Here is a 16,243-nt window from a genome sequence, read left to right as displayed (position 1 = left end):
CGTCCGGCGGAAGCGCCGGGTTTTGCATGTGTTTGAAGGAGTGCGCGAAAAGATGGCGAATGAAAACTGGCCCGTTTACGGTGAAATCACCGGCCCTGTCGTGATGATCGGCTTCGGCTCGATCGGACGGGGGACGCTGCCGCTGATCGAACGCCATTTCAAGTTCGACAAGTCGCGCATGACGGTCATCGACCCGCGCGACACCGACCGCGCGCTGCTCGACGAGCGCGGCATCACTTTCATGCAGGACGCGGTCACCAAGAAGAGCTACAAGAAGCTGCTCACCCCGCTTCTGACCAAGGGCGGCGGCCAAGGTTTTTGCGTCAACCTGTCGGTCGACACCTCCTCGCTCGAACTGATGAAGCTCTGCCGCAAGCTCGGCGTGCTCTATGTCGACACGGTCGTCGAGCCCTGGCTCGGATTCTATTTCGACGAAAAGGCCGACAACGCCTCGCGCACCAACTACGCGCTGCGCGAAAGCGTGCGCCAGGAAAAGGAGAAGAACCCCGGCGGCACCACGGCGATCTCCTGCTGCGGCGCCAATCCAGGCATGGTCTCGTGGTTCGTCAAGCAGGCGCTGGTCAACCTCGCCACCGATCTCGGACTCGAGTTTGCCGAGCCGGTGGAGCAGGACCGCGAGGGCTGGGCGAAGCTGATGAGGAAGGCCGGCGTCAAGGGCATCCACATCGCCGAGCGCGACACCCAGCGCACCAAGAAGCCCAAGTCGATGGACGTGTTCTGGAACACCTGGTCGGTCGAGGGCTTCATCTCGGAAGGCCTGCAGCCGTCCGAGCTCGGCTGGGGCACGCATGAGACCTGGATGCCGAAGAACGGCAGGAAGCACAAGAACGGCTCGCAGGCGGCGATCTTTCTGGAGCAGCCCGGCGCCAACACGCGTGTGCGCTCATGGTGCCCGACGCCCGGTCCGCAATACGGCTTCCTTGTGACGCACAACGAGGCGATCTCGATCGCCGATTTCTTCACCGTGCGCGGCAAGAAGGGCAAGGTGCAGTACCGCCCGACCTGCCACTATGCCTACCATCCCTGCAACGACGCGGTGCTGTCGCTGCACGAGATGTTCGGCGCCGCCGGCAAGGCGCAGCCAGTGCATCACGTGCTCGACGAGAACGAGTTGGTCGACGGCGTCGACGAGCTTGGCGTGCTGCTCTACGGCCACGCCAAGAACGCCTACTGGTACGGCTCGCAGCTGTCGCTGGCCGAGGCCCGCAAGCTCGCACCTTACCAGAACGCCACCGGCCTGCAGGTCACCTCGGCGGTGCTGGCCGGCATGGTCTGGGCGCTGGAAAATCCGACCGCCGGCATCGTCGAGACCGACGAGATGGATTACAGGCGCTGCCTGGACGTGCAGATGCCCTATCTTGGGCCGGTCAGGGGCCACTACACCGACTGGACGCCGCTCGATAACCGCCCGGGGCTTTTCCCCGAGGATCTCGACAGGGACGATCCGTGGCAGTTCCGCAACATTCTGGTGCGATAGCGGCCGGGCCTACCGCCGTCTCCACCTTGCAATCGCCCGGAAATCGGGCGATTGAGAAGATGCGGCCTAGAGCGACGTGCGTCCATTCGGACGCACAAAGTACGCTCTAGCACTTTGATGTACGCATCGTGCTTTCCGAAAATCGAAGCGATTTTGGGGCCGATGCGAGAGGAGAGGATTTTCGAATGACCATTGCGCGCAAATTGCTTTCGGCATGCGCCGCGGCAAGCCTTTTGGCCGCTGCCGCCTGCACCACCACCGGGCCTTCGGAACCGTCGATGGCGGCGCCCAAGGGCGTCGAGGGCAACTGGATCGACGCCAAGGGCACCGGCCTGTCGACCTTCGCCGCCGGCAGCTTCGCCACTGTCGCGACCGATACCGGCCAGAAGCTGTCCGAAGGCAGCTACACCATGACCGGACCGACCTCGGTCGAGATCCACGGCACCTCGCTGATCCGCCAGACCCCGGTCAGCTTCAACTGCCTGATGATCTCCATCAGCCAGCTCAATTGCACCAGCGCCAGCGGCCAGAATTTCGTGCTGACACGCCGGGCCTGAGCGCAGGCGAGACATCGATCTTGTCAAGGACGGCGGCGCGAGCCGCCGTCCTTTTTTGTGCCAGCAAACCTCTTCCCGATTTCCGCTTGCATCGGCCAAAACGCGATGTGAACATGCCGGAAGAGCTGGCTGTTATGTTCCAGTCAAGCGAGGGCGTTAAGCACTTCAGGTCAGTTCATCCGGGAGACGAAGATGAAGAAATTTGCCGCCGTTCTAGCCCTGTCTGCCTCGACGATTGGCATGTCGGCAGGAGCATCCTTTGCCGACTACACGCTGAACATTCTGCACTTCAACGATTGGCACAGCCGCATCGAAGGCAACAACAAATATGAGTCCACGTGTTCGGCGGAGGAGGAGACCAAGGGCGAATGCATCGGCGGCGCCGGCCGGCTGGTCACCGCCATCGCCGAGCAGCGCAAGAAGCTCGAAGGCCAGAACGTGCTCTTGCTCAACGCCGGTGACAGCTTCCAGGGATCGCTGTTCTACATCACCTACAAAGGTGCGGCGGAGGAGGAGTTCCTCAATCAGATGAAGCCCGACGCGGTGACGCTTGGCAACCACGAATTCGACGACGGCGAGAGCGCGCTGGTGCCTTACCTCGACAAGGCGAAGTTCCCGGTTGTCAGCGCCAACGTCGTGCCCAACGACAAATCCGGCGCCGCGGGCAAGATCAAGCCTTCGATCGTGGTCGAGGTCGGCGGGCAGAAGATCGGCATCGTCGGCGCCGTCACCAACGACACGCCGGAACTCGCCTCGCCTGGTCCCAACATCGCCATCGCGGACGACGTCAAGTCGATCACCGCGGAGGTCGAGAAGCTGAAGGGAGAAGGCATCAACAAGATCATCGCGGTCACCCATATCGGCTACAACCGCGAGCGCGATGTCATCGCGAAAATTCCCGGCATCGACGTGGTGGTGGGTGGCCACAGCCACACGCTTCTGTCGAACACCGACCCGAAGGCGGCGGGTCCCTATCCGACGATGGTCGACAACCCGGACGGCTACAAGGTGCCGGTGGTGCAGGCGGCGTCCTATTCGAAATATCTCGGCGAATTCAAGGTGGTGTTCGACGACAACGGCGTCGTCAAGGAGGCGAGCGGCGACCCGATCTATCTCGACAAGTCGATCACGCCAGATCCCGCGGTTCTCGCCCGCATCAAGGAGCTTGGTGCGCCGATCGAGGCGCTGAAGAACAAGGAGGTCGCCGAGGCCACCAAGGCGATCGACGGCAGCCGCGAGAATTGCCGCGCCCGCGAATGCGAGATGGGCAATCTGGTCTCCGACGCCATCCTCGACCGCGTCAAGGGCCAGGGCGTCGAGATCGTCGTCTCGAACGGCGGCGGCCTGCGCGCCTCGATCGACCAGGGCACCGTGACCATGGGCGAGGTGCTGACCGTGCTGCCGTTCCAGAACACGCTGGCGACGTTCAAGATCTCCGGCAAGGATCTGGTCGCCGGTCTCGAAAACGGCCTCAGCCAGATCGAGGACGGCGCCGGCCGCTTCCCGCAGGTGGCCGGCCTGAAATACGCCTTCGACAAGTCGGTGGCGCCCAATGCCGGCCGCGTCAAATCGGTCGAGGTGATGGAGAACGGCGCCTGGGCGCCCATCAATCCGGACAAGCAATATCTCGTCGCCACCAATAACTACGTCCGCCAGGGCGGCGACGGCTACAAGGTCTTTGCCGAAAAGGCGACCGACGCCTATGACTACGGCCCGGGCCTGGAGCAGGTGGTGGCCGACTATCTCGGCGCGCACCGACCCTACACGCCGAAGCTCGACGGCCGCATCACCGAGGTTGGCGCGACGGTAGCCGCAGCGGAGCCGGCAAAGCCCGCCGAGACTACGACAGTGCCTGCCGCCGAGCCCGCCAAACCAGCCGAGCCCGCAATGCCGGCTTTGCCGTCTAATTCCGGCGACATCGCCGGCACGCCGCCGACCGTTCCGGCCGAGACAGCACCGGCAACGTCGGGAGCGGCAAAACCTGCCGAAACTGCTCCGGCGACGATTGCCCCTGCGACCGAACCCGCCAAGCCGGCCGAGACAGCGCCCGCCGAGGCCAAGCCGGCCGCGACCGGTCCGGAGACCAGTCATGTGATCGCCGCCGGCGACACTTACTGGGACCTGGCCAAGAAAAACTATGGCGACGGCACCAAATGGAAGCTGATCTCCGAGGCCAACAAGAACTACAGGCCGCGCCGCCTGCCGCTCGGCGCGACGCTGACCATTCCGCCGACCGCGAAGTAGACCTTCCCGGGAAGTCTTGGCACCCGTCCGGGAAACCGGGCGGGTGTTCCGTTCTCGGACTGGAACGGGATAGAGCATGATCCCGAAAAGTTGCAGACTTTTCGGAGAGGATCATGCTTAAAAACAGAATCGTAGAGCGAGATGGCAATTCAAATGAAGAGGCATCTCGCTCCACGGTGCGGCCAGACGCAGCATTGCAAACCGGCGGGGCATCGCTAGTTTCGCGGCGTCGCCGCCTGTGCGGTGCCCGGAGACAGTAATGACACTTGCCAACCCCGCCGATGCGAAAGCCGCCAGGACCGCCGGTCCGGCGCAGGCGGACGCCGCGCCGGTGAAGGCGGGCAAGATCGGCATCATGCTGATCAATCTCGGCACGCCCGACGGCACCGACTTCAAGCCGATGTGGCGTTATCTGAGGGAATTCCTCTCCGATCCGCGCGTCATCGAGCTCAACAAGGCGGTCTGGTATCCGATCCTCTATGGGCTGGTTCTCACCACGCGGCCGAAAAAGTCCGGCGCCAACTACGCCAGGATCTGGAACCGGGAAAGGAACGAGTCGCCGCTGCGCACCTTCACCCGCTCCCAGGCAGAGAAGCTGGCCGGTGCGCTCGCTGACCTGCCGAACGTCGTGGTCGACTGGGCGATGCGCTACGGCAATCCTTCGACGGAAAGCGTCGCCCGCCGGCTGGTCGAGCAGGGTTGCGACCGCATTCTTTCCTTCCCCCTCTATCCGCAATATTCGGCGACGACGACAGCGACCGCCAACGACCAGCTGTTCCGCGCGCTGATGGGGCTCCGGCACGCGCCGGCGATCCGCAGCGTGCCGTCCTATTACGACGAGCCGGTCTATATCGAAGCGCTCGCCCGTTCGATCGAGAAGCACCTGGCGACGCTCGACTTCGTGCCGGAAGTGATCATCACCTCCTACCACGGCATTCCGAAACCTTATTCCGACAGGGGCGACCCCTACCGGGCGCATTGCCTGGAGACGACGCGGTTGCTCAGGGCAAGGCTCGGCTTGGACGAGAAGAAGCTCATCACCACCTTCCAGTCGCGCTTTGGCGCGCAGGAATGGCTGCAGCCTTACACCGACGTCACCGTCGAGAAGCTGGCCAAGGACGGCGTCAAGTCGATCGCCATCGTCAATCCGGGCTTTTCCGCCGACTGCATCGAGACGCTGGACGAGATCGGCCGCGAAGCGGCCGAGACGTTCCACCATGCCGGCGGCAAGGACTTCGCCCACATCCCCTGCCTCAACGACAGCGCCGAGGGCATGGCGGTGATCGAGGCGCTGGTGCGGCGCGAGCTTTCCGGCTGGGTGTGACGGGCTTCACCGACAGGCGTTGAAACCGGTGCGCAAAAGCCTCCGCTAACCGATATTCATGATCACCTGATTGTAACGTTGCGGAAACACACTTAAGTGATTCCGTGAGGTCGCAGCCTTTTGAGGGAGAAACGAAATGGGGTTCAGCGGTTTCGATATCGCCATCATTGTTCTTGTCGCGCTTGTCGTGTTGGTGCTTTTCAAAGGAATCCGGACAATCCCGCAAGGCTATAATTATACGGTTGAGCGTTTCGGCCGTTATACCAAGACATTGAGCCCGGGCCTCAATCTCATCGTGCCCTTTATCGACCGCATTGGCGCCAAGATGAACATGATGGAACAGGTGCTCGACGTCCCGAGCCAGGAGATCATCACCCGGGACAACGCCATAGTCGGTGTCGACGGCATAGCCTTCTTCCAGATTCTCAACGCGGCGCAGGCAGCCTACCAGGTCTCCGGCCTGCAAAACGCCATCCTCAACCTGACCATGACCAACATCCGCACGGTCATGGGTTCGATGGACCTCGACGAGCTTTTGTCGAACCGCGACGCCATCAACGAGCGCCTGCTGCGCGTTGTCGATGAAGCCGCGCACCCTTGGGGCATCAAGATCACCCGCGTCGAGATCAAGGACATCAATCCGCCGGCCAACCTCATCGAGTCGATGGGACGGCAGATGACGGCCGAACGAAACAAGCGCGCGCAGATCCTCGCCGCCGAAGGTCTCAAGCAGTCGCAAATCCTGGAGGCTGAGGGTCGCAAGGAAGCCGCGTTCCGGGACGCGGAGGCCCGCGAACGCTCGGCTGAAGCTGAAGCCCGCGCAACGCAAGTCGTGTCCGAAGCCATCTCCAAAGGCGACGTGCAGGCTCTCAACTACTTCGTCGCGCAGAAATACACGGAAGCGCTGACCAAGATCGGCTCGGCCGCCAACAGTAAAGTCGTGCTGATGCCGCTTGAGGCTTCTTCGTTGATCGGCACGCTTGGCGGCATTGGCGAGATAGCCAAGGAAGTGTTCAGGAGCGAAGGTAGCAACGGCGCGCAACGGCAGGCCGGCCGCCCGCCCGTGGTTCGCCCGAGCGAGAGCTGAGGTCATAGGAGGCTACTCTCATGCTCGACCGCATTGTGTTAGAACTTGGCCCCTGGAACTGGATGGTTCTCGGCTTCGTCCTGCTGGTGATGGAAGTTATCGCTCCCGGCATTTTCATGCTGTGGATCGGCATCGCAGCGCTGCTCATCGGCGCGATCTCGCTGCTGATCTGGGACGCGAGCTTCTGGACCTGGCAAGTCCAGGTGCTCGCCTTCCTCGCGCTTTCACTGGTTTCGGCCTATGTCGGCAAGAAGCTGGTTGGCGGGCGCCATGATCCGACCGATCAGCCGCTGCTGAACCGCCGTGGCGCGCAGATGGTTGGCAAGATGGCCACGCTTGCCGAGCCGATCAAGGACGGCCGCGGCCGCATCAAGCTCGGCGACACGCTGTGGCGTGTCTCGGGCCCGGATCTGCCGGCTGGCACGCAGGTGCGCGTGACGGGCGCCGCCGACACCGATCTGGAATTGACGGTCGAAGCCATCTGAGTACGCCAACTTCCAGGATGCGCTAAAGATTCAGGTCAGGCCGGCCTCACCTGACCAACGCATCTTAGGCGGCGCCGATGCGCAGCAGGTCATGCAGATGCACGAGCCCAACAGGGCGTCCGCCTTCCACCACCATCAGGCTGGTGATGGCGGAGGCGTTGATCGTCTGCAGCGCCGTCGCCACCAGCGTGTCGGGGGCCGCCGTCTTCGGCTTCCTCGTCATCACCTGATCGACGCTCATCGACAGGAGATCGCTGCCGATATGGCGGCGGATGTCGCCGTCGGTGATGATGCCGATCAGCGCGCCGTCGGCGCCGGTGATCGCCACGCAGCCGAAGCCTTTGCGCGACAGCTCGGCGATCGCTTCGCGCATACCGGTGCCCGACGGCACCAGCGGCAGCCGCTCGCCGACATGCATGATCTCGCGCAGCTGCGTCAGGTTGGCGCCAAGCTGGCCACCGGGATGGAAGGTGCGGAAATGGTCGGGCGTGAAGCCGCGCGCCTCGAGCAGCGCGATCGCCAGCGCATCACCCATGACCAGTTGCAGCAGCGCCGATGTCGTCGGCGCCAGCCCGTGCGGACAGGCCTCCGGCACGGCCGGCAGGAGCAGCACAACATCGGCGGCGCGCGCCAGCGCTGAATTCTCGCCGGAGGTGATGGCGATCAGCGGGATAGAAAAGCGCCTGGAATATGCGACGATCCCCATCAGCTCCTTGCTCTCGCCCGACCATGACATGGCGATGATGGCGTCATTCCTGGCGATCATGCCGAGATCGCCATGATTGGCCTCTGCAGGATGGACGAAGAAGGCGGGCGTGCCGGTCGAGGCGAGCGTCGCCGCGATCTTGCCCCCGATATGGCCGCTCTTGCCGACACCGGTGACGATGACACGGCCATCGATCCGCGCGATGAGATCGATGGCGCTCGCGAACGGCTCGGCCAAGCCGTTGTCGAGCGCAGTGGCAAGCGCCGCGACGCCGGTCTGCTCCGTCGCCACGGTTCTCAGCGCCGATTCGATCGCAGCCTGCCTGTCCGGCTGCTTTCTTTCTGGGGACCCCGCATGCATGGCAGATGCCATTAGCGCCATGTCGCCCGCCTGTCCAACGGAATTGCCGTTTCACGCTTGTCGTGGGTTGCGGAAACGGCCCGCCTCAACCCTTCGTTAACCATCCCAATTTACGGTCCGGTAAGTATGGCGCGCCTGCGCCGCGCGAGCAGTGGTGACGATGTCCGGGGGCGAGCCAGTTACGAAAACGGGTCCGAAGGGCATTGCCGTTGCAGCGTTTTTGCTGACGGCAAGTGTTCTCGCCTTGCTGCGCCCGGCGCCGGTGCTCGCGCAGGAAACCGAGCTGCGCGGCGAGGTCTCCGAATCGGCTATCCTGACCGACCAGCAGCGCAAGGCGAGGCAATTGCGGGCGCAAGGATCGCAGGATCGGGCAGCTCCGGCGACTCAGGCGGCCGAGGACCAGACGCTCGCAAACCCTTATGAGCCGGCGAGCCCAGGCGCGGTGCCCGACGACGAAGGTGCGACGGCGAGCATCTTCGACGAGCCGCAAGCGACCGACGACCCCTTCGCCGACAACCAGACCGCGGCTAAGCCACGTCGGCCTTCGACCGCCAGGCAACGCGCGGCCGATGCCAACGCGAAAAGCGACACCAAGGCGACTGACAAGAAAAAGGCCAAGAAGAAGCCAGGCCAGGCCACCGACAGCACGGCCAAGACAGCCGCCACCGGCGATCAGGCCGACACGGCGGCCACCGATGAAGACGGCGCCAACCGCCGCGCGGTCACCATCGACAGCGTCGACAGGCAGAAGCTCGATCCTAGCGCGGAGCGCACAGGGTCGATCGACGGCCAGAAAGTCAAACCGGAGGACGATCCCTTCGCCGCCCCTGGCATCAAGGTAGGCACGTTCGTCTTCCGGCCGACGCTAGAGCAGGGTTTCACCGCGACATCCAACGCCGATGGCAGCAGCGGCGGCAGGCCGGCGGTGCTGTCCGAAACAGCGCTGCGTTTTTCCGCCGCCTCGGACTGGCGCGAGAATTCGGCCGTCATCGACGGCTACGGCATCTTCCGCAACACGCTTTCGGGCCAGAAGATCAACGATGCGCAGGGCCGCATCGAGGGCCAGCTCAATGTCGACCTCGATCATGAGCTGCGCGCCATCGCCAAGCTCGGCTATGAGGCCGTGCCGGAATCCGCCTCCTCGCCCGATGCCATTGCCGGCGTCACCTCGCAGCCGCTGCGGCAGACCGTGAACGGCAGCCTCGGCGTCGAGAAGGATGTCGGCAAGATGCGCTACGCGCTGACCGGCGCGGTCACGCATGATTTCTATGGCGACGCCAAGCTCTCGGACGGCACCATGTTGTCGCAGAAGCATCGCGACTCCACGCTCTACTCCGCGACCTTGCGCACCGGCTACCAGGTCTCACTGGCCATAACGCCGTTCGCCGAAGTGGAAGCCGGCCGGCGGATCTACGATCTGCGCCTCGACAGCAACGGTTTCGAGCGCTCCTCTACGCGGCTCGGCGCCCGCGCCGGCCTCGAGCTCGACATGGACGACAAGCTCTCCGGCGAATTTTCCGTCGGATGGCTGCGCGAAGCAATCGACGACGACCGACTGCCGGCCAATGCCGGGCCATACGTCAACGCCGACCTCAAATGGTCGCCCGAACGCGGCACGATTGTCGGCCTCACCGCAAGGACCACGATCGAGAGCACGACCACGGCCAACGAGAGCGGCGATGTCCTCTACTCGGGTCGGCTCACCGGCGAGCGGCAGGTCCGCGCCAACCTGACGGCGAATTCGGCGCTTGGCCTCGATTGGCGCGATTATACCGGCTCCGAGGGCCATGATCTGATCCTGAGCGCAGAAGCCGGGCTGACATGGTGGCTGAACCGCTATGCCGGTCTGACCACACGGGTGAGGACGGAGAAGCTGACCAGCAACCTGGCGGGCCGCGACTATGTCGCCAACAGCGTCTATTTGGGGCTGAAGGTGCAGCGCTGACACTTCGTCATCCTGGGGCGTAGCGGCAGCGAAGCTGACGCGCAGACCCGAGGATGACGAAGGCGCTGTGGCCTAAGAAGCGGCCTCACGCCGCTCCGCCGGCCGCACTTCGTCGAGCAGCGTTCGGATGACGCCGGCCATGCTCTCGTTCATGTCGTTGCGCCAGAGCGCGAAGGCGACATTGGCTTCGACGAAGCCTTCCGGCGAGCCGCAGTCGAAGGTGCGTCCCCTGTAATGATAGCCGTAGAAGGGCTGCTGCTTCTCCAGCTTCAGCATCGCGTCCGTCAGCTGGATCTCGTTGCCGGCGCCGCGCTCCTGGCTTTCGAGGATGCCGAAAATCTCCGGCTGCAAGATATAGCGCCCGTTGATGAAAAGGTTGGATGGCGCCGTGCCCAGTTTCGGCTTCTCTACCATCCCGGTGATGCGGAAGCCGTGATGGGTGTCCTCGCCACGGCCGACGATGCCGTATTTGTGCGCCTCGGCCGGATCGCATTCCTGCACGGCGATGATGTTGTTGCCGGTCTCGGCATAGAGCTCGACCATGTCCTTCATGCAGCTTTTTTCCGACTGCATGATCATGTCGGGCAAAAGCAGCGCGAACGGTTCGTCGCCGACCAGCTCTCGCGCGCACCAGACTGCGTGGCCAAGCCCCATCGGCACCTGCTGGCGGGTGAAGCTGGTTTGACCCGGAGCCGGCTGCAGCCGCTGCAGGCGGGCGAGCTGGTCGTCCTTGCCGCGCTGGGCAAGCGTGTCGTAGAGCTCGAACTGGACGTCGAAGTGATCCTCGATGACCGCCTTGTTGCGTCCGGTGACGAAGATGAAATGCTCGATGCCGGCCTCGCGCGCCTCATCGACCACATATTGGATGACCGGCCGGTCGACGACGGTGAGCATCTCCTTCGGAATGGCCTTGGTGGCCGGAAGAAACCGCGTGCCGAGGCCGGCGACCGGGAAAACTGCCTTGCGAACTCGCTTCATGCTCCACCCCATCCGTTTTGAACCCATTATCCGCTCGGCGATCTGCTCCGCAATCCCCCCGGACATTTTCACGCCGGAATGTTGAATTACCGGACGGCTGGGTCGAGCCTGCAGGGTTAAAAGCCGCGACCTATCTTTTCGTTCCCGCCGACCCCTATGGTAAACTAAATACTAACCCGGTTCGGCGTTGAATGATCCTTCCTGATTTGCCGAAGGAGGAAAAAGATGTCCGTTCGCAACACCGCAAGGCGCCTGACGGCATTGGTGACGGCCGCCGGCCTCGCGCTCGCCTTGCTGATGCCCGCCGGACCCGCTTTCGCCGATGCGGGGTTCCGCCAGTGGGTCGCGGGCTTCCGAGCCACCGCCGTGCAGGGCGGCGTTTCCGGCGCCGTCTACGACCAGGCCATGAGAAGCATCGAGCCCGACCCGGTCGTGCTGGAAAAGGCGCGCACCCAGCCGGAATTCACCGCTCCCGCCTGGGATTATTTCGACAACCGCGTGCATGACCAGTCGGTGGCCAACGGCCGGGTGATGGCGCGCAAATGGAAGCCGTGGCTGGACCGGATCGAGGCGCGGTTCGGTGTCGATCGCAACATCCTTCTCGCCATCTGGTCGATGGAATCGAACTATGGCGAGATCCTCAAGCGCGACGACATCATGCGCAATGTCATCCGTTCGTTGGCAACCCTTGCCTATGGCGACCCGAAGCGCTCGAAATATGCCCGCACCCAATTGATCGCCGCGCTGAAGATCCTGCAGACCGGCGACATCGACGAAGGCCATCTCATGGGCTCCTGGGCCGGCGCGATGGGCCAGACGCAGTTCATCCCGACCAGCTACCAGCGCTACGCCGTCGACATGGACGGCAACGGCCGGCGCGACATCTGGAATTCGATCCCCGACGCATTGGCGACCTCCGCCAACCTGCTCAGGAAGAACGGCTGGCAGGCCGGCAAGACCTGGGGCTACGAAGTGACCTTGCCGTCGGGCAAGCTGCCCGCCGGATCGAAGACGCTGGCGCAATGGCAGGCACTCGGCGTCGCCAGGGCCAATGGCAAGCCATTCAGGAACCTGGCCGACAAGGCGACGTTGAAGGTGCCGGACGGCAGGGGCGGCCCGGCCTTCCTGATGGTCAGGAATTTCTCGGTCATCAAGGCCTACAACAACGCCGACAAATACGCTTTAGCCGTCGGCTTGCTTGCCGACGAGATCGCCGGCGGCACCGGCCTCGTGCAGGACTGGCAGCGGCCTTTCACCAAGCTCAGCTTCGAGGAACGGCAGGAACTGCAGAAGCGACTTTCCGAGCACGGCTATTATGACGGCAAGTTCGACGGCAAGATCGGCGAAGGCTCGAAGGCCGCCATCATGGCTTACCAGGCGAAGGTCGGCTTGACCCAGGATGGCTATCCGAGCCTGGAAGTGCTGAAATGGCTCCGGAAGCAATAGAGCCGTCGGTGGCGTGAAGCATCCTTTCAAAGACGGAAAGGATGCTGTAGCGCTTCGGCTCGCGCATGATTTCCCCGCGTCATGCGCCAAAGGATGGAGAGGTGATTGGTTACGGTTGCGCGTATCCGGCTGATCGTTCGCCGCCTGCCGATCCTCGTTCTGGCCATCGCCGTGCTTGCCGTCGCCGGCTCCGGCGCGTTCCATGCGCCGGCTTTCGCGCAGGAAGAGGAAAGTCGCGGCTGGTCGCTGCGCGATCTTCTGTTCCCGCGCCGCAGCGAGCGCATCGAGCTGCCCGCCGAAATCCAGAAGGCAAGGCCGAAACCAAAGAAGAAATCCAAGCCGCGCCCGCCGGCCGAACCGGAGACGCCGGTCGTCGAGAAGACGCCGGATGCCCACGTCGTGCTGGTGGTCGGCGATTTCCTGGCGGGCGGGCTGGCCGAGGGTCTCGACACCGCCTTTGCCGACAATCCCGCCGTCAGGATCGTTTCGCGCAGCAACGGCTCGTCCGGCTTCGTGCGTGACGATTTCTACAACTGGCCGGCCGAGATCAAGTCGCTGATCGAGACGGAGAAACCGTCCGTGGTGGTGATTATGCTCGGCTCCAACGACCGCCAGCAGATGCGCGTCGGCGACGTGCGCGAGCAGCCGCGCTCCGAGAACTGGACCAAGGAATACGAGCGCCGCACCGATGCGCTGGGCAAGGCCATTCAAGATGCAAAGGTGCCGTTCCTGTGGGTCGGCATGCCGGCGTTCGGGGCGGCGAAGATGACCTCGGACATGCTGGCCTTCAACGACATCTATCACTCGGCCGCACAGACGCATGGCGGCGAGTTCGTCGATGTCTGGGACGGCTTCGTCGACGAGAACGGCGCCTTCGTCACCTCCGGTCCGGACATCAACGGCCAGCCGGTGCGCCTGCGCTCCGACGACGGCATCAATGTCACCAAGGCCGGCAAGCGCAAGCTTGCCTTCTATACCGAAAAGCCGCTGGCGAAGATCCTTGGGCTGGCGGCGCCCGGAAGCGTCACCACCGTCTCCGCGCCGGCCGGGGCTCCGGTCGAGGCGCCGAAGCCTGCCGCGGCGCCTGTCATCGTCGACCGCACCGCGCCGATGCTGCTCAGCGACCCCGCGCTCGACGGCGGCACGGAACTGCTGGGTGCTGCGCCGCCCGCCAAGGCCGATCCGAACCTGCCCGGCGAAAAGCTGACCGTCGAGGGCAAGGCGCCGGCCGCCTCGCCCGGACGGGCCGACGATTTTTCCTGGCCGCCGAAACCGGCCGCCGCGGCCGCCTCCGGGCCGGACACGACCACGGCGATCACTCCTTAGGGCAATTCAAAAGAGTGTGCGGCGAACCCGTGCGGAATTGCGTAAACCAAAGAACTCTGAATGTCAGGTCGTGAACGATAAACGGCCCCGCACCACCTGCTACAACCGCTTCGCGCGATGGCGCAAGGCTGGTCCGCAAGGTCGAATTCGATACCGGCCATTATGGGCTGGCGCCCGATGTCACCGCCTTCGGCCTGCGCATCGAAATGGCGAACCATTCGCAGCCTAATCCCTTCGCCGAAACCGACTTGCGGCTCTATGCCCTCGCCGGCGATGCCCTGCAACTGGTGCTCGACGGCCTCGCCGTGGCCGGCAATGGCGGCGAAGGCGATACCAATTGCGCTGGATCCTTTCATTCCAGCCAGGTCAGCCTGGCGATGAGCCAGGCGAGCCACCACGGCTATCACGACATTACCGCCGTCGAGCGGACGGATACCGACAAGCCTTCCCTCGACAAGAAGGGCGAGTGCCAATCCCATCCCGGCAAGTCCGTGAAGCGAACCTACCGGCTGCGCTATGACGGCAGCCGCTATCCGGTCCCGGCGGCGCTCAAGGCCTTGGGGCCGCCGTGAGACAGCCGCTCAGGTGCTTCACTCGGACATCGTGTGCGCGACGACGTCATTTGCTCGGGATGACCGAGCCTGGGAGCGCGAACGCAAATGATAGGGGCGACCGTCTCAACGCGGCAGCACCGTCGAGCCCATCAGCGCCTCGTCGATCGAGCGCGCCGCCTGGCGGCCTTCGCGGATCGCCCACACCACCAGCGACTGGCCGCGACGCACGTCGCCCGCTGCGTAGAGCCTGTCGACGCTGGTCCTGTAATCAAGGTCGTTGGCCTCGACGTTCTTCGAGCGGCGGCTGTCGGTGACCACCTCTATCTCGCCGTCGAGCTCCTTCATCACGCTGTCGCTCGCCGGACCGGCAAAGCCGATGGCTATGAAGGCGAGATCGGCGCGGATGACGAATTCGCTGCCGGCGATCGGCTTGCGCTTCTCGTCGACCTCGCAGCAGCGGACGCCGGTCAGTTGGCCGTCCTCGCCGATGAACTCAAGCGTCGCCACCTGGAACTCGCGTTCCGCGCCTTCGGCCTGCGAGGAAGACGTGCGCATCTTCGTCGCCCAATACGGCCAGACCGAGAGCTTGTCTTCCTTCTCCGGCGGCTGGGGGCGGATGTCGAGCTGTGTCACGCGCACCGCGCCTTGCCGGAAGGCGGTGCCGATGCAGTCGGACGCGGTGTCGCCGCCGCCGACCACGACGACATGCTGGCCGCCGGCGATGATCGGGTGCGACGGCCAGGCTACTGACTGGATCGGTTCGCCGCCGATACGGCGGTTCTGCTGCACCAGATAGGGCATTGCATCGTAAACGCCGCTGAGATCGTCGCCCGGAATGTTGGCGGGGCGCGGCGTTTCCGAGCCGCCGCAATAGAGCACGGCGTCGTGCTCGGCGAGGAGCTCGGCAACCGGCTTGTCGACGCCGACATTGACGCCGCAATGGAAGGTCACGCCCTCGCCCTGCATCTGCTCGATGCGGCGGTCGATGTAATGCTTCTCGATCTTGAAATCCGGAATGCCGTAGCGCATCAGCCCGCCCGGACGGCTTTCGCGCTCATAGACATGCACGTCATGGCCGGCGCGGCCGAGCTGCTGGGCGGCGGCCATCCCGGCCGGCCCGGAGCCGATGACGGCGACACGCTTGCCCGTCTTCTTCTCCGGCGGATAGGGCCGGATATGGCCTGTCTCGTAGGCCTTGTCGGCGATCGCCTGCTCGATCGTCTTGATGGCGACCGGAATGTCCTCCAGGTTCAGCGTGCAGGCTTCCTCGCAGGGCGCCGGGCAGATGCGGCCGGTGAACTCCGGGAAATTGTTGGTCGAGTGCAGGTTGCGGATCGCATTGTCCCAGTCGCCATTGTAGACGAGGTCGTTCCAGTCCGGGATCTGGTTGTGGATCGGGCAGCCGGTCGGCCCGTGGCAGTACGGGATGCCGCAATCCATGCAGCGCGCCGCCTGCTTCTCGACCTCCTTGTCCGACATCGGCAGCGTGAATTCGCGGAAATGCCGGATGCGATCCGAGGCAGGCTGGTACTTGTGCACCTGCCGGTCGATCTCGAGAAAGCCTGTTACCTTGCCCATAGTCCAGTCCCTGCTGTCCGAAGGCGCGCTCGAAAGCCTAGCTTGTCGGCGCACCCGTTAACCTCATAAGGCCACCATGGCAACCTTGGTTCCGAGGTCAGGATTGTTGGTGAGGATGCCGGCCGGGGCATTGTCTCCCCGGCCATGTCAGAAGC

13 protein-coding genes are annotated in these 16,243 nt (G+C 64.0%); 10 read left to right on the top strand and 3 right to left on the bottom strand.

From position 1 onward, the window contains the following. Positions 1-52: 52 nt before the first annotated feature. The 6 genes from EH240_RS01035 to EH240_RS01010 all read left to right on the top strand — a co-directional run bounded on the left by EH240_RS01035 (position 53) and on the right by EH240_RS01010 (position 7,195). Positions 53-1,498, top strand: a complete 1,446-nt coding sequence (locus EH240_RS01035) for a homospermidine synthase (protein ID WP_124995556.1) — start codon at positions 53-55, stop codon at positions 1,496-1,498. A gap of 185 nt (positions 1,499-1,683) precedes the next feature. Beyond that, positions 1,684-2,055: an outer membrane lipoprotein Omp10 gene (gene omp10 / locus EH240_RS01030; RefSeq protein WP_124995555.1), complete on the top strand. Its 372-nt coding sequence runs from the start codon at positions 1,684-1,686 to the stop codon at positions 2,053-2,055. A gap of 192 nt (positions 2,056-2,247) precedes the next feature. Continuing rightward, positions 2,248-4,299 carry a 5'-nucleotidase C-terminal domain-containing protein gene (locus EH240_RS01025; protein WP_124995554.1) on the top strand — a complete coding sequence of 684 codons (2,052 nt, stop codon included), beginning with the start codon at positions 2,248-2,250 and terminating at the stop codon, positions 4,297-4,299. Between the two features lie 259 nt (positions 4,300-4,558). Next, positions 4,559-5,623, top strand: a complete 1,065-nt coding sequence (hemH, locus tag EH240_RS01020) for a ferrochelatase (RefSeq protein ID WP_124995553.1) — start codon at positions 4,559-4,561, stop codon at positions 5,621-5,623. A gap of 136 nt (positions 5,624-5,759) precedes the next feature. Further along, positions 5,760-6,710: an SPFH domain-containing protein gene (locus EH240_RS01015; RefSeq protein ID WP_124995552.1), complete on the top strand. Its 951-nt coding sequence runs from the start codon at positions 5,760-5,762 to the stop codon at positions 6,708-6,710. Positions 6,711-6,730: 20 nt separating this feature from the next. Next, positions 6,731-7,195 (top strand): NfeD family protein, encoded by a 465-nt coding sequence (locus EH240_RS01010; protein WP_124995551.1) that lies wholly within the window; start codon positions 6,731-6,733, stop codon positions 7,193-7,195. A 64-nt stretch (positions 7,196-7,259) separates the two neighbouring features. On the opposite strand, the gene EH240_RS01005 is transcribed toward EH240_RS01010, so the two are convergent. Beyond that, positions 7,260-8,261, bottom strand: a complete 1,002-nt coding sequence (locus tag EH240_RS01005; protein ID WP_124995679.1) for a KpsF/GutQ family sugar-phosphate isomerase — start codon at positions 8,259-8,261, stop codon at positions 7,260-7,262. Positions 8,262-8,421: 160 nt separating this feature from the next. Between EH240_RS01005 and EH240_RS01000 the strand changes: the two genes are divergently transcribed. Then, a complete protein-coding gene (locus EH240_RS01000) occupies positions 8,422-10,206 on the top strand; it encodes an outer membrane beta-barrel protein (protein WP_124995550.1) in 1,785 nt (594 codons plus the stop codon). A 72-nt stretch (positions 10,207-10,278) separates the two neighbouring features. Here EH240_RS01000 and galU read toward each other — a convergent pair whose 3' ends face one another. Then, on the bottom strand, positions 10,279-11,184 hold the full coding sequence (gene galU, locus EH240_RS00995; protein WP_124995549.1) for a UTP--glucose-1-phosphate uridylyltransferase GalU: 906 nt from the start codon (positions 11,182-11,184) through the stop codon (positions 10,279-10,281). Between the two features lie 225 nt (positions 11,185-11,409). On the opposite strand from galU, the gene EH240_RS00990 reads away from it, so the two are divergent. From EH240_RS00990 to EH240_RS00980, 3 genes are all read left to right on the top strand, one after another. Next, positions 11,410-12,630, top strand: a complete 1,221-nt coding sequence (locus tag EH240_RS00990; RefSeq protein ID WP_124995548.1) for a lytic murein transglycosylase — start codon at positions 11,410-11,412, stop codon at positions 12,628-12,630. A gap of 105 nt (positions 12,631-12,735) precedes the next feature. Continuing rightward, entirely contained in the window at positions 12,736-13,956 is a 1,221-nt protein-coding gene (locus EH240_RS00985; protein ID WP_124995547.1) for an SGNH/GDSL hydrolase family protein, read from the top strand. A 77-nt stretch (positions 13,957-14,033) separates the two neighbouring features. Further along, positions 14,034-14,528: a PA3715 family protein gene (locus EH240_RS00980; protein WP_483466602.1), complete on the top strand. Its 495-nt coding sequence runs from the start codon at positions 14,034-14,036 to the stop codon at positions 14,526-14,528. A 105-nt stretch (positions 14,529-14,633) separates the two neighbouring features. Here the strand turns inward: EH240_RS00980 and EH240_RS00975 are convergent, their stop codons facing one another. Next, complete coding sequence (locus EH240_RS00975; RefSeq protein ID WP_124995546.1) at positions 14,634-16,088, bottom strand: glutamate synthase subunit beta; 1,455 nt, start codon at positions 16,086-16,088, stop codon at positions 14,634-14,636. Positions 16,089-16,243: the final 155 nt, after the last annotated feature.

It is taken from the genome of Mesorhizobium tamadayense (assembly GCF_003863365.1).
Classification (GTDB): domain Bacteria; phylum Pseudomonadota; class Alphaproteobacteria; order Rhizobiales; family Rhizobiaceae; genus Mesorhizobium; species Mesorhizobium tamadayense.
This window is presented reverse-complemented; position numbering and strand designations above follow the sequence as displayed.